Source organism: Propionicimonas paludicola, from assembly GCF_002563675.1.
GTDB lineage: Bacteria > Actinomycetota > Actinomycetes > Propionibacteriales > Propionibacteriaceae > Propionicimonas > Propionicimonas paludicola.
On record NZ_PDJC01000001.1, the window covers coordinates 69299 to 82712 of the forward strand.

The following is a 13414-nucleotide window of genomic DNA, read 5'->3' on the forward strand; positions in this document are numbered from 1 at the left end:
TTCTGACGCACTGATCAAAAAAGCGGTAAGACTCTTTCCAGTAAGCGGTGCCGCTACTAGCTTCACGCAGCATCACCAGCGGGCCGTCCTCTGTCGACGTGGACCCGCTCACAAAGGAGGATTGATGAAATCGCGGAAGCCAGTCCTGGGGGCGGTCCTTGCTGTCACCCTGGTCTTGGGCATGTTGGGCTCGGTGCCGTCAACGGCATCGGCCAGCCCGGTGAGCCCGGCAGCCCCGTCCGGCCCTGACCTGCGCGCCTCGCTCGAGAAGGATGCGCTGGCCGCAGCGAAGAAGGCGAAGGGGAAGGGAAAGCGCCTTGTCGCGGACTACAACGCTCCGGCACGGCAGTCCGGCCCGGTGAAGTACACCGCTGCCCAGATCCCCTACTCCAGCCTCACCGACATCATCCACGTCGGCATCTCCCTGACCAAGACCGGCGGCCTGAGCATCCCGAAGGGCTTCTACGAGAAGACGCTGGTGACCAAGGCGCATAAGGCCCATGCGCGCGTGATCTTGCTGATCGGTGGTGAATTGCCGACCCTGTCGAAGGCCAGCAAGAAGGTGCAGAAGCGGGCCGCGCACAACGTCGTCCAGTGGGTGAAGAAGCACAAGTACGACGGCGTCGACATCGACTGGGAGTTCCCCGAGAGCAAGGCCGAGCGGAGCTTCCTGGTGAACATGTTCACCATGCTGCGCAAGGACCTGGGCAAGAAGGCCATCCTCTCCGAGGACGTCGCGCCCTGGACGGTGGAGTCCTACGAGGTGCGCAAGCTGTCGAAGATCATCAACTGGTTCAACGTGATGACCTACGACTGCGCGGGTCCCTGGACCGGCCACGGACAGCTGAACGAGCCGATCCTCAAGGTGCCCAGCGACACCTCGCCGCAGGAGTGCACGCCCGGTCAGAGCGACCAGGAGTCAGTGGAGATCATGCTCAAGGCCGGCGCCAAGCGGCAGCAGCTGAACCAGGGGACGCCGTTCTACGGCTACTGGTACAAGACCGTGTCGGCGCTGTACGGCGCCTGCCCGGAGGCGGCCACCTCCGAGGACGGCAGCTGTGGGGACGCCGTGGTGCCGTCGCTGGACTACGCGCACGGGATCCTGCCGCTGCTGGCCAGTGGCGAGTGGGATGTCTACCGCGACCCGGAGGGCCTGGTGCCCTACCTGCTGCGCAAGGACGGCAAGCCGGGCTTCATCACCTACGACGATCCGCTGTCCACCTACGATCGGGTGCTCTACTCCGACTGGGTGCAGAACCTGGGCGGCAGCTTCATGTGGGCGCTCGAGCTCGACTGGACCGGCCACGATCAGCCGCTGCTGGCGGCCATGCACGCGGCCACCAAGGGCAAGGTGCTGGCGGGCTGAGCCCGCAACCGGGTGGAGCCGGGACGTCCGGCTCCACCCCTCCCTGGCAAGGTGAGACAAAAGGAGTTGGCCAGTGATCGATGAACTGCGACGGGCGATCAACACCACGTTGATGCCCGGCTTCGACGGGCCGGTGGCTCCCCAGTGGCTGCTCAAGGCGTTGGCGGACGGGCTGGGCTCGGTCTGCCTGTTCGACTCCAACGTGGTCGATCCGGACCAACTGGTCGCACTGACCACGGCCATCCACGCCGCCAACCCGTCCGCCCTGATTGCCATGGACGAAGAGGGCGGCGACGTCACCCGGCTGCATCATCGCCAGGGCTCTCCGCACCCGTCCGCTGCCTACCTGGGGGCCCGGGACTCCATCCGGGTCACCGAGCAGGTGGCCGCCCAGATCGGCGCGGAGCTGCTGGCCGCCGGGGTGGACCTGAACCTGGCCCCGGTGGCCGACGCCAACACCAACCCGCTCAACCCGGTGATCGGGGTGCGCAGCTTCGGCACCGACCCGCAGCTGGTGGCCCGCCACGTTGCCGCCTATGTGGCCGGGCTGCAGGCGCTCGGAGTGGCCGCCTGCGCCAAGCATTTCCCCGGCCACGGCGACACCAGCGCCGACTCGCACCGGGAGCTGCCCACGATCACCGTCGACCGCGACCTGCTCTGGTCGCGCGAGCTGGTCCCGTTCCGGGCAGCGGTCGAGGCCGGCGCCCAAGCGGTGATGACCTCGCACATCCTGGTGCCGTCCATCGATCCCCAGTGGCCGGCCACCTTGTCCGCGCCCATCCTCGGCCTGTTGCGCGACGAGCTCGGCTTCACCGGGCTGATCGTCAGCGACGCTCTGGACATGGCCGGGGCCAGTGCCGGCCGAGGGATCGCCGAGGCAGCCGTGCTGGCCCTTTCGGCCGGGGCCGACCTCCTGTGCATCGGCGCCGGCAACACCGGCGACCAGATGATCGGCATCCGCGAACACGTCGCCGCGGCCGTCCGCGACGGACGGCTGAGCGAGGCCCGGGTCTTCGAGGCGGCCAACCGGGCCACCGGACTGGTCGCGGGCTTGGCCGCCCAGCGCTGGACGAATGCGGCGAACCCCCTGGTCAGGGACGTTGCGGACGGAGTCACGATCGATCCGGCGGTCTTCGCCCGGCGACGTCCGATCGCTGCGCTGACTGCTCCGCTCTTCCTGCTCCTGGACACCGAGGCGAACATCGCCGCCGGTCAGACCCCGTGGGGGATCGGGGCTCAGCTGGCCGACGAGGTGGCCGGACGGCTGCCCGGCAGCGGCTTCGCCACCGCAGGTGATCTCGGAGAGCTGGCCGCCGTGCTGGCCGCACATCCGAACCGGATCGTCGTGGCGCAGGGCAAGGACTTCCACCGGGTCGAGTTCCTGCGGGCCGCGGCCGTCATGCTGCGCGGGCGGACGACCGAGACCATCCTGGTCGAGGAGGGCTGGCCGACCCCGGGCGGCGAGCCGGCGGTCGATCTGATCAGCTACGGCTCCGGGCGGGGCACCATGCTCGCCTTGTTGGACCTGCTCGCCGGCGGCACCGACTGAGCAGCGTGGGGGTGGCTCAGCGGGCCAGCCAACTGCCGCCGGCCAGCACCCGGGAGACCGCCAGGTCGTTGTCGAGGACCACCAGGTCGGCCCGCATGTCCGGGGCCAGTCGTCCGACCTCGCTCAGCGAGAGGTAGTCGGCCGGATGCTGGGTGGCGGCCCGGACGGCCACAGCCAGCGGGACTCCGGCGGCCACGGCGATCTGGACCGCCCGGTCCAGGGTGAGGGTCGACCCGGCGATGGTGTCCGTCCCGGCCACCAGGGCCAGTCCGTCGCGCACCTCGACCGGCAGTTCGCCGAGCAGATAGTCCCCGTCCGGTCCGGCCGCCGCGGCCATGGCATCGGTGACGAAGACCACCCGTCCGGGTGCGATCGAGGCGATGAAGGCGACCAGCTCCGGACGCAGATGGACGCCGTCGGCGATCAACTCCAGCCAGACGCGCGGGTCTTCGAGGAGGGCCAGGATCGGTCCGGGCTCGCGATGTCGCAGTGGGGCCATGGCATTGAACAGGTGAGTGGAGCCGGTGGCGCCGGCCGCGATGGCGGCCCGGGCCTGGTCGTAGCCGGCGTTGGTGTGGCCCAATGCGGCCACCACGCCGCGGCCGGCCAGCAGCGCGATCGAGTCCAGTGCCCCGTCCCGCTCGGGGGCGATGGTGACCATCTTCACCGCACCCGCCCCGGCGTCCACAAGCTCGCCGACCTGGGCCGGTAGTGGTTCGCTGAGCAGCGGGGTCGGGTGTGCGCCGTGGAACTCCGGCGCCAGCCAGGGGCCTTCCAGATGGATCCCGGCGATCTCGCCGGAGCGGTACAGCCCGGCCAGGCAGCGCACCTGGGCCAGCAGATCCTCGGGACGGCCGGTGACCAGGGACGCGACCATGGTGGTGACCCCGTGCCGGCGATGGGCGGCCAGTACCGTCCGCACCTGCTCGGGGTCGGTGGTCACGAACGAGGCGCCACCGCCGCCGTGGCAATGGACGTCCACATAGCCCGGGACGACCAGGCCGACCAGCTGTTCGTCGGCCGGACGGGGAGCAGTGCCGAGGCCGGTGGCCACGATCCGCTCGCCGTCGACCTCGATCCAGCCCGCCGCCGGAGCGTCCGCATCGGGGAACAGGATGCGGTCGCCGGCGAGCAGTCTCACAGCTCTACCCGCTGCCAGTCGGGCAGGTTGGCGTAGGTCTGCCGGAAGTAGTCGGCCAGCTGCAGTTCGGCGGCAGCGGCCTCGTCCACCACGATCGTGGCGTGCTGGTGCAGCTGGAGCACCGAACCCGGGAACATGGCGGTGATCGGACCCTCGACGACCTGGGCGATGGCGTGCGCCTTGGTGGCGCCGGTGGCGACCAGGATCACGCTCCGGGCGTCCATGATCGTGCCCAGTCCCTGGGTCAGGCAGTGCCGCGGCACCTGGTCGATCGAGTCGAAGAAGCGGGCATTGTCCTGCCGGGTGCGCTCGGCCAGGGTCTTGATCCGGGTCCGCGAGGTCAGCGAGGAGGTCGGCTCGTTGAAGCCGATGTGGCCATTGGTGCCGACCCCGAGGAACTGAATGTCCACCCCGCCGGCCGCCACGATCGCGGCCTCGTAGTCTCGGCAGGCTGCGGCCAGATCGTCGGCGAAGCCGTCCGGGACGTGCACCCGGGCCGGGTCGAGCCCCATCGGCTCGGTGACGGTCTTGCGGATGATCTCGTGGTAGCTCTCCGGGTGTCCGGGGGCGATCCCGACGTACTCGTCCAGGGCGAAGGCGGACGCCTGGGACAGGTCGAGCTCGCCGTCTCGGGACAGCCGGGCCAGCTCGGCGAAGGTCTGCACCGGCGAGGAGCCGGTGGCTACGCCGAGGACGACCTTGGGGCCGACGGCAGCGGCGAGCTTCGCGGCCTTGGCCGCGGCGACCCGTCCAACGCGCTCGGCGTCCGGGCAGATGATGACTTCCACTCTCAGTTCCTCACTTCGAAGACTCGGTGCGAGCGTTCGGTTGCTCGCGGTTCAAGGTCATGTGCACCTGGTAGCGATCACCGCGGTAGTGCGAGACGACGTACTCCACCGGCACCCCTGACGCACTGGACAGACGCCGGAAGACCAGCAGCGGGCTGTCCTCGGCGGCCGCGAGGCGGACGGCCAGCTCCGGGCCGGCGGGCTCGGTCCAGACCGTCTGTTCGGCCTTGTCGATCCACAGTCCGTAGTCCTGGCCGAGGAGCTGGTAGAGCGAGGCCTCGGCCAATGGCCGGCGATCCAGCTCGGGCAGTAGCCCGGACGGATACCAGCCGTCCTCGTGGGCGATCGGGACGCCGTCGGCCAGCCGGACCCGGACCAGCCGCCAGGCCGGTTCGCCGGCGGCCAGACCGAGCCACTCGGATGCCGCGACCGGTGGCTGCTCGAGGCCGATCGACACGATCCGGGTGGCCGGGCTGAGGCCGCGCCGGCGCATGTCCTGGCTGAACGAGGCCAGATGCAGGTTGGTCTCCAGTCGGGGCCGGACCGCGAAGGTGCCCAGGCCCTGGGTGCGCTGCAGGAGTCCGTCGGCGACCAGCCCGTCGATGGCCTTGCGGACGGTCGCTCGGGAGACGCCGTAGCTGGTCATCAGCTCGCGCTCGGAGGGGATCGGCTGGCCCGGGACGGCCAGCTGGATGAGCAACCCGCGCAGCTGCTGGTGCTTGGGCTGCGGACCGTCGGTCAGCGGCGTGGCCACGGTCATTCGCCTCACCTCAACTGGTTCGCACTGGTACGTACCAGTTAATCGTGGACCGCGACGTCCGCGGTGTCAACCACGCTCCTGATGGGGACGCGGCCGGTCGGCCCCGGTCGCGCGGCGGTCAGCCGCCCAGGCCCGGTGCGCGCACGGCGTCCAGGTAGTACCAGCGTCCAGCTTCCCGGACGAAGCGGGACCGCTCGTGCTGAAAGTCCACTCCACCAGGGGTGAGATAGCTGGCCCGGAACTCGACGACGCCGGTGTCGTCGTCCTCGCCACCATCGACGACGTCGAGGATCTGCAGGCCACGCCAGCGCGGGTTGCCGCTCAGGTCGAGCCGGCCTGGACGGGTGGACGGGTGCCAGGACGCCAGCAGCCAGGCGGCGTCGGCGTCCCGGAACGCCTCGAACCGGGATCGCATCAGCGCCTCGGCGGTGGTCGGCCACGGGCGGGCGTCCGGTCTGGTCATGGCTCCAGTCTGCCGGTCAGTGGCGTGGTGTGCCTGAGAGCCGGGCCGAGTCGAGGCTGCGCCGCGGGCATCGGGCGAGCCTGATTTCCCTGGTCAGCATGCAGACGGCCGGCCTCGGATGGGCGTCCAGCCGGCCCGGGGATGCGGCCAGTGTCCGGGGGAGCTGACAGGATTTCGGCCATGTACTTCACCGCCGAAGCGATCCCCGAGCCCACCGTGATCACCCTCGAGCCGGAGGCCACTGCGGTCGTCCGGCACGCCGGGGTGACCGTCGACCAGCTGCCGGCCCTGTTCGACGCCGGCTACCAGGCCATCCAGGACAGCGGGACGCCGCTGGCCGACCCGGCCTTCGCCCTCTACACCGGCGATCCGGCCGGGGTCTTCGATCTGGAGCTCGGCTTCCGGGCCACCGGGCCGGTCCCGGCGCAGGCCACCGGAATGCCGACTGTCGAAGCGTCCGCACTTCCGGCTGGACGGGCCGTGGCGCTCAGCCACCTCGGCTCCTATGACGAGTTGCCCCAAGCCTGGGAGCGGCTGGTCGAGGCGGCCGCGCAGGCCGGGCTGCGTCCGACCTGCTTCTGCGAGATCTACGTCACCGATCCGGACGCTGAGCCGGCACCCAGCGCGCTGCGCACCGATCTGGTGTTGATCGAGCCGGCTCAGGCCTGAGCCGCCCTCGAACCACCGCACGGTGGAAGGTTGCTCGACGGCTGCGCGCAGAGGCGTCCACTCGGCGACGGTTGAGCGGGCTCAGTTGCTGACTTGCAGCAGGTCGCGAACCTGCTGGCGAGAGGCGGTCGGCGCAGCACCCTCGAAGGGGGAGGCGAAGACCAGTGCGGCCGCACCCACGGCCCAGGTGTCCTCGCCCCAGTCCCGGGTGATCACCCGTAGGTCCTGCCGGTGCCGGGGGATGTGCTGGCGCAGCGCCGGGGTGAAGCCGGGCTCCCAGTACTGCCACATGTCGGCGCCCTCGCCGGAGATGATGATCAGCGCCGGGTCGAGCAGGTGCACCAGCGAGGCCAGCGCGTAGCCCAACTGCGCCCCGGCCCAACTGAACAGCTCCAGGGCGGCGGCGTCCCCGGCGGCCGCGGCGGTGTTCAGCGCGTCCTTGCCGGCCCCCTCGGGCAGGATCCCGGTGGCCCGGGCCCGGCGGGTCAGCGCGTTGTCGCTGATCAGGGTCTCCAGGCAGCCGCGCAGCCCGCAGACGCAGGGCTCGCCGTCCGGGTCGACCACGGTGTGGCCGAGTTCGCCGGCACCCCCGTGCGCGCCGCGATAGATCTGGGAGCCCATGGCGAACGCGCAGCCGATGCCGAAGCCGATGGTGACCAGGGCCACATCGCCGGGCAGGGTGTTCTCATACAGCTGGGCGGCGATGGCGAGGGCATTCACGTCGTTGTCGACGATCGCCGGCAGCCCGGTCCGCTGGCTGAGCATGGCCGGAAGGGCGACTCGCTGCCAGCCCAGGACGGTGCTGTTCACCAGGCCGTCGCTGTCCAGCGAGCCGGGCAGGGCCAGCCCGATCCCGAGCAGGTCGGACGGGGTGTCGCCCACGGCGTCCGCGATGGCCCGGACGATCCGCTCCGGTGCGTCCGGGGCGGCCGTGTTCAGGTTGATGCTGGTGGCCGGGCTGGCCTGGCCGGCCAGGTCGACCCGGGAGTAGGTCAGGTGGTTCGGGGTCACCTTGACCCCGAGTGCATGTCGGCGATCGATCCGCAGCGCCAGCATGGTGGCCGGACGTCCGCCATCGGAGGGGACGGTTCCGGTCTCGGTGATCAGGCCGGTGGCCAGCAGTGACTTGGTGATCCGAGTGATCCGAGTGGGGGAGACGTTGAGCAGCCGCGCGGCGTCCGCGCGGGACAGCGGCCCGCGGGTACCGATCAGACCGATCAGTGCCGCGCCGAGGTCGGACGGAGCCTGTGCGGGCATCGCACCCCCTTTCTGTACAACGAAACATAGTCCAAATCGTGACCTTTGCCAGCCTTGACAGTCCGGACGCGGCTCGTTACTTTTGGGCTATATAAACAACGCAACTAAGTACCTGACCACGGGATCGACGAGGATTCGAGGATGATGAAGCGAAGGCATGCCGCCTGGGCGGTTCTCTTCCTCGCCCCCAGCGCGATCCCATTGGTGCTGTTCACGCTGATGCCGATGATCTCCTCGATCCGGATCAGCCTCGAGCAGTGGAACCTGATCTCCGATCCCAAGTGGGTCGGCCTGGGCAACTACGCCAAGCTGCTGGCCAGCCCGACCACGCTCAGTGTGTTCGGCAACACCCTGGGCTATGTGGCCGGCTACCTGCCGCTGGTCTACATCGGCGGCCTGGCCCTGGCCCTGGCCCTGAACGCCAAGCTGCCGGCCCGCGGCTTCTTCCGCGCTGTCTACTTCCTGCCGGTGGTGACCAGCTGGGTGGTCGTGGCCCTGATGTGGAAGTGGCTGCTGAACCCGAGCACCGGCGTGGTCAACGCCGTCCTGGGTGCGGTTGGGCTGCCGCAGCCGGGCTGGTGGACCGACCCGAACTGGGCGTTGGCTTCGGTGATCCTGGCCTCGGCCTGGAAGGACCTGGGCTTCGTGATGGTGATCCTGCTGGCAGGATTGCAGTCGATCCCGAACGACCTGTACGAGGCCGCCCGGATCGACGGCGCTTCGGCCTGGCGGCTGTTCACCAACATCACGCTGCCGCTGCTCACCCCATCCACCTTCTTCGTGGTCGTGATCTCGCTGATCAACGGCTTCCAGGTCTTCGATCAGGTCTACGTGATGACCGGCGGTGGCCCGCAGGGCGCCTCCCAGGTGGTCGTCGGCCAGATCTACGACCTCACCTTCCGCTATGGACGAGCTGGCGAGGCGGCCGCGCTGTCCTGGCTGCTGTTCGCGGTGATCCTGGCGATCACCATCATCCAGATGTGGGGCCAGCGGCGGTGGGTGCACCATGACTAAGCCTCGTCGGATCGTGCTGTTCGTCATCGTGGCCCTGGTCGCGCTGGCCATGGTCTTCCCGTTCGCGTGGACCTTCGTCACCTCGATCACCCCGGACGGCTCGCTGGCCGACGGGCCGAGCCTGTACGTCCCGAACCCGACCATGGCTGCGTACGTCGAGTTGTTCAACCGGCTGCCGATGGGTCAGATCATTCTCAACTCGGTGGTGGTCTCCTTCGCGGCCACTGCGCTGCAGCTGATCACCGGTTCGATGGCCGGCTACGCCTTCGCCCGGCTGCAGTTCCGGGCCAAGCCGGTGGTCTTCGCGGTCTACCTGGCCACCTTGATGATTCCGCTGCAGGTGCTGGTGGTGCCGCTGTTCATCCAGTTCCGTGACTGGAACCTGCAAGACACCCTGTTCTCGCTGATCGCGCCCTCGGCGGCGTCCGCCTTCGGCGTGTTCCTGCTGCGTCAGGCGATCGAGGCCGTCCCCAAGGAGCTGGACGAGGCTGCCACCATCGACGGTGCCGGCCACCTGCGGATCTTCGCCATGGTGATCCTGCCGCTGATCAAGCCGGCCCTGGCCACCGTGGGGATCCTCGCCTTCATGGCCAGCTGGAACAGCTTCCTGTGGCCACTGGTCGTGATCCGCTCTCCCGAGTTGCAGACGCTGCCGCTCGGCTTGGCCACTCTGCAAGGCCTCTACACGACCCGCTGGGACGTGGTGATGGCCGGTTCGGTGGTCTCCATCATCCCGATCGCACTGGTCTATCTCTTCGCCCAGCGCTACATCATCGCCGGCGTATCCCACACCGGCCTGAAATAACCCACCACAAGAAAGGGGCGCGCTCATGCTCGCTCGCACGACCCGGCTCGCGGCTGTCGCCTTGGCTGGCCTGCTTGCTTTCACCGGTTGTACCCAAGGTTCGGCGACGAAGCCGGCCGAACCCTCGGTTTCCGCGTCCGGCAGTGCTGCCGGACCGGTCACCGTCACCTACATGAACTTCCTCGCCAACGGCGGCCACGAGAAGGACCTGGCCGCCATCGCGTCCGCCTTCACCGCGGCCAACCCGGGGATCACCGTGAAGATCGAAACGGTGCCCTACGCCGACTACTTCACCAAGCTGCAGACCGCGGTTGCGGCCGGCACCGCTCCGGACACCTTCGAGCTGAACTACGAGAACTTCGTCACCTACGCCAGCAACGGCACCCTGGCCGAGCTGAAGGTTGACGACGCCACCAAGTACAAGCCGTCCCTCCTGGAGGCCTTCTCCAGCAACGGCAAGCAGTACGGCCTGCCGGAGTCCTTCAGCGACGTGGTGCTGTTCTACAACGCCGACCTGTTCAAGGCCGCCGGGGTGAGCACTCCGACTGCCGACTGGACCTGGAAGGACGAGCAGGCGGCCGCCGAGAAGCTCACCGACAAGGCCAAGAAGGTCTGGGGCGACTACCAGCCGGTGACCTTCAACGAGTTCTACAAGGTGCTGGCCCAGACCGGCGGCAGCTTCCTGAACGCCGACAAGACCGCCACGGCATTCAACTCTCCCGAGGGCATCAAGGCCGCCAACTGGCTGGTCGGCAAGCCCGGCAAGGTCATGCCCACCGAGGCGGACGGGGCCGGCTCGCCGGACTGGGATACCAAGCAGTTCCAGAACGGCAAGCTCGCCATGTGGCACTCCGGCATCTGGATGTTCGACGGCCTCAAGGACGTCAAGTTCAACTGGGACATCGCCGTCGAGCCTGGTGACACCACCAAGGCATCGGCCATGTTCGCCAATGCCGCAGTCCTGAACGCCAAGAGCGCCAATGCGGAGGCTGCCCAGAAGTGGATCACCTTCCTCACCTCGTCCGACGAAATGGTGAAGACCCGCCTGGACTCGTCCTGGGAGCTGCCGCCCGTCGCCGATCAGACCAAGCTGGCCAGCTACCTCACCAAGGGCAAGCCGACCAACCGGCAGGCCGTGTTCGACTCGCTCGAGAAGGTCGTGCTGCCTCCGGTGATCGCGTCCCAGCAGGAGATGCAGGACGCCGTCACCAAGGAACTGGGCGCAGCTGCGGCCGGACGCAAGACCGTCGAGAAGGCCGTGGCCGACGCCGCTGCCACCGTCGACGCCCTGTTGAAGTAGTTCGTCACGAGAGTGCCGGGGTCGAGCCCCTCGCCCGACCCCGGCACCGACAAGGAGTCTTCGATGACCATGACCGCCAGCACCGCTGTGCCGTGGCACCGTCCGCGGGGTGCCGAGCACCCGTACGCGAACTCGGCCGATCAGCTCGACCCGATCGTCCCGGTGGCCGGGCAGCCGCTGCGGATCGGTGCCGTGCACCCGGGCACCAGCCGGCTCGAGCTCGAGCTGCGCTGGTCGGACGCCACACTGCCCCCGCTGCGTGAGCCGCTGACCAAGGTCAGCCAGGGCAACGCCGACTCGGTGGCCCTGGCCGGTGGCGATGGTCATCTCGAGGAGGCCCAGGCCGCCTCACTGTCCACCGAAACCGCGTGGACCATCAGCCTTCCGGCGCTGCCCGAGGCCGCCGGTGAGTACCGCTTCGTGGCCGATGACCGGGCCAGTGACTGGTTCGAGCTGCGTCCGGCCCGTTGGCTGCCCGGCGGCGACGATGCCGTGGCCGGTGCCGGGGCGAAGCTCGTCCCCGGCAGTGTCGAACTGCTCACTCCGGTGGGCGGGGCTCCGGTGCGGGCCCGGTTCGTGCTGGCGCTGCAGCCCGGCGATCACCTGGTCGGCTTCGGCGAGCGCTTCGACGCCATCGACCAGGCCGGACGCCGGTTCGACTCGGTGGTCTTCGAGCAGTACAAGTCGCAAGGCGAGTTCGGACGGACCTACCTGCCGATGCCGTTCGCCCACGTGATCTCCGCCGACGGCAGCAGCTGGGGCTTCCACGTCCGCACCTCCCGGCGGGTCTGGTTCGACGCGGCGGCCAGCCGTCCCGACCAGTTGCTGGTCGAGGTCGAGCTGGGCGCCGAGGCTCAGGTATCGGTGGGCCTGTATGACGGCAGCCCGACCCAGGTGCTCACCACCTTCCTGAACGAGGTGGGCCGGGCCGCGGAGCAGCCGGATTGGGTGCTGCGGCTGTGGGCGTCCAGCAACGAGTGGAACACCCAGGCCATCGTCACCGAGCAGGTGGCCCGGCATCACGCCGAGCAGATCCCGCTCGGCGTCGTGGTCATCGAGGCGTGGTCGGACGAGCAGGGCTTCGTGGTCTGGCGGGACTCGGCCTACACCCCGCGCACCGACGGCAGCGTGCACAGTGCGTCCGACTTCACCTACCCGGCGGACGGAGCCTGGCCGGACCCGGCCGGGATGATCGCCGACCTGCACGACCAGGACATCAAGCTGGTGCTGTGGCAGATCCCGCTGCTCGGCCACGCCGAGACCGAGCTGACCGCTGAGACCGCGGCCGAGGTGGCCTACCTCGCCGAGCGCGGCCTGGCCGTCCGGGAGGCCGACGGCAGTCCCTATCGCAACCGCGGCTGGTGGTTCCCCAAGGCGCTGATGCCCGACTTCACCAACCCCGAGGCCCGGCGCTGGTGGCAGGACCGGCATCGCTGGCTGGTTCGCGATCTGGGGGTGGACGGCTTCAAGACCGACGGCGGCGAGCACGCCTGGGGTGCCGACCTGCGCTACGCCGACGGACGCACCGGCGCCGAGAACAACAACCGCTACCCGGTGGAGTACGCGGCCGCCTTCGGCGAGCTGCTGGAGTCCGAGGGGGCGGCACCGATCACCTTCTCCCGGGCCGGCTACACCGGCTCGCAGGCGCACGGGCTGTACTGGGCCGGCGACGAGAACTCGACCTGGACGGCCTTCCGGCACTCGCTGAACGCCGGCATCACCGCCGCCGCCTGCGGGATCGTCTACTGGGGCTGGGATATCGCCGGCTTCTCCGGCCCGCTGCCCGACCCCGAGCTCTATCTGCGGGCCACTGCGGTGTCGGCCTTCCTGCCGATCATGCAGTACCACTCGGAGTTCAACCACCACCGGCGTCCACTGCGTGATCGGACGCCGTGGAACGTCGGCGAGGCCTTCGGTGACGAGCAGGTGCTGCCGATCTTCCGCAGTTACGCCCAACTGCGCGAGCGACTGGTCGACTACCTGGCTCGCTCGGCCCGCACGGCCGTGCGGACCGACCGTCCGTTGTTGCGCGGGCTGTTCTTCGACTGGCCCGACGACCCGCAGTTGTGGGCCCACCCGCACCAGTTCCTGTGTGGGGACGACCTGCTGGTGAGCCCGGTCACCGAGTCCGGCGCGACCGAGTGGACGACCTGGCTGCCGGCCGGTGACTGGGTGGACGTCTGGACCGGCGAGCGGCTCAGCGGCTCAGCGCCGGTGACTCGTCCGGTTCCGCTGGACGTGGTGCCGGTCTATGCCCGGGCGCAGGCCTGGCCCGAGCTGGCGGCGGTCTTCGGGCACTGAG

General features: G+C 69.3%; 12 protein-coding genes. 7 read left to right on the forward strand and 5 right to left on the reverse strand.

The annotated features are described in order from the left end of the window. Positions 1 to 124 precede the first annotated feature (124 nt). Both ATK74_RS00320 and ATK74_RS00325 read left to right on the forward strand, forming a co-directional pair. Positions 125 to 1366 (forward strand): glycosyl hydrolase family 18 protein, encoded by a 1242-nt coding sequence (locus ATK74_RS00320; protein WP_098459170.1) that lies wholly within the window; start codon positions 125 to 127, stop codon positions 1364 to 1366. Positions 1367 to 1439: 73 nt separating this feature from the next. Beyond that, a complete protein-coding gene (locus ATK74_RS00325; protein ID WP_211283230.1) occupies positions 1440 to 2915 on the forward strand; it encodes a glycoside hydrolase family 3 protein in 1476 nt (491 codons plus the stop codon). A 16-nt stretch (positions 2916 to 2931) separates the two neighbouring features. Here ATK74_RS00325 and ATK74_RS00330 read toward each other — a convergent pair whose 3' ends face one another. The 4 genes from ATK74_RS00330 to ATK74_RS00345 form a co-directional block, all read right to left on the reverse strand. Beyond that, the gene (locus tag ATK74_RS00330) at positions 2932 to 4056 is read right to left on the reverse strand and encodes an N-acetylglucosamine-6-phosphate deacetylase (RefSeq protein ID WP_245840550.1); all 1125 of its coding nucleotides are present in this window, start codon (positions 4054 to 4056) and stop codon (positions 2932 to 2934) included. Then, complete coding sequence (nagB, locus tag ATK74_RS00335) at positions 4053 to 4844, reverse strand: glucosamine-6-phosphate deaminase (protein WP_098459171.1); 792 nt, start codon at positions 4842 to 4844, stop codon at positions 4053 to 4055. The genes ATK74_RS00330 and nagB overlap by 4 nt, the downstream gene beginning before the upstream one ends. A gap of 10 nt (positions 4845 to 4854) precedes the next feature. Beyond that, positions 4855 to 5604, reverse strand: coding sequence for a GntR family transcriptional regulator (locus ATK74_RS15665; RefSeq protein ID WP_098459172.1), 750 nt, complete (start codon positions 5602 to 5604; stop codon positions 4855 to 4857). Positions 5605 to 5722: 118 nt separating this feature from the next. Continuing rightward, the gene (locus ATK74_RS00345; RefSeq protein WP_211283231.1) at positions 5723 to 6067 is read right to left on the reverse strand and encodes a YchJ family protein; all 345 of its coding nucleotides are present in this window, start codon (positions 6065 to 6067) and stop codon (positions 5723 to 5725) included. 180 nt (positions 6068 to 6247) lie between these two features. Here ATK74_RS00345 and ATK74_RS00350 point away from each other — a divergent pair, with 180 nt between their 5' ends. Beyond that, a complete protein-coding gene (locus tag ATK74_RS00350) occupies positions 6248 to 6736 on the forward strand; it encodes a GyrI-like domain-containing protein (protein WP_169923662.1) in 489 nt (162 codons plus the stop codon). Between the two features lie 81 nt (positions 6737 to 6817). Here ATK74_RS00350 and ATK74_RS00355 read toward each other — a convergent pair whose 3' ends face one another. Further along, on the reverse strand, positions 6818 to 7993 hold the full coding sequence (locus ATK74_RS00355) for an ROK family transcriptional regulator (protein WP_098459174.1): 1176 nt from the start codon (positions 7991 to 7993) through the stop codon (positions 6818 to 6820). Positions 7994 to 8134: 141 nt separating this feature from the next. On the opposite strand from ATK74_RS00355, the gene ATK74_RS00360 reads away from it, so the two are divergent. The 4 genes from ATK74_RS00360 (at position 8135) to ATK74_RS00375 (ending at position 13413) form a co-directional block, all read left to right on the forward strand. Then, a complete protein-coding gene (locus tag ATK74_RS00360) occupies positions 8135 to 9007 on the forward strand; it encodes a carbohydrate ABC transporter permease (protein ID WP_098459175.1) in 873 nt (290 codons plus the stop codon). Next, complete coding sequence (locus ATK74_RS00365; protein WP_098459176.1) at positions 9000 to 9812, forward strand: carbohydrate ABC transporter permease; 813 nt, start codon at positions 9000 to 9002, stop codon at positions 9810 to 9812. Before ATK74_RS00360 ends, ATK74_RS00365 begins: the two co-directional genes overlap by 8 nt. A gap of 25 nt (positions 9813 to 9837) precedes the next feature. Further along, entirely contained in the window at positions 9838 to 11112 is a 1275-nt protein-coding gene (locus ATK74_RS00370; RefSeq protein WP_098459177.1) for an ABC transporter substrate-binding protein, read from the forward strand. Between the two features lie 63 nt (positions 11113 to 11175). Beyond that, positions 11176 to 13413 (forward strand): glycoside hydrolase family 31 protein, encoded by a 2238-nt coding sequence (locus ATK74_RS00375; RefSeq protein ID WP_245840552.1) that lies wholly within the window; start codon positions 11176 to 11178, stop codon positions 13411 to 13413. Position 13414 lies beyond the last annotated feature (1 nt).

Excerpts from the sequence above, each read along its gene's own strand:
- ATK74_RS00320 (WP_098459170.1), top strand. The coding sequence starts at position 125 with ATGAAATCGCGGAAGCCAGTCCTGGGGGCGGTCCTTGCTGTCACCCTG.
- ATK74_RS15665 (WP_098459172.1), bottom strand. The coding sequence starts at position 5,604 with ATGACCGTGGCCACGCCGCTGACCGACGGTCCGCAGCCCAAGCACCAG.
- ATK74_RS00345 (WP_211283231.1), bottom strand. The coding sequence starts at position 6,067 with ATGACCAGACCGGACGCCCGCCCGTGGCCGACCACCGCCGAGGCGCTG.
- ATK74_RS00350 (WP_169923662.1), top strand. The coding sequence starts at position 6,248 with ATGTACTTCACCGCCGAAGCGATCCCCGAGCCCACCGTGATCACCCTC.
- ATK74_RS00355 (WP_098459174.1), bottom strand. The coding sequence starts at position 7,993 with ATGCCCGCACAGGCTCCGTCCGACCTCGGCGCGGCACTGATCGGTCTG.
- ATK74_RS00360 (WP_098459175.1), top strand. The coding sequence starts at position 8,135 with ATGATGAAGCGAAGGCATGCCGCCTGGGCGGTTCTCTTCCTCGCCCCC.
- ATK74_RS00365 (WP_098459176.1), top strand. The coding sequence starts at position 9,000 with ATGACTAAGCCTCGTCGGATCGTGCTGTTCGTCATCGTGGCCCTGGTC.
- ATK74_RS00370 (WP_098459177.1), top strand. The coding sequence starts at position 9,838 with ATGCTCGCTCGCACGACCCGGCTCGCGGCTGTCGCCTTGGCTGGCCTG.
- ATK74_RS00375 (WP_245840552.1), top strand. The coding sequence starts at position 11,176 with ATGACCATGACCGCCAGCACCGCTGTGCCGTGGCACCGTCCGCGGGGT.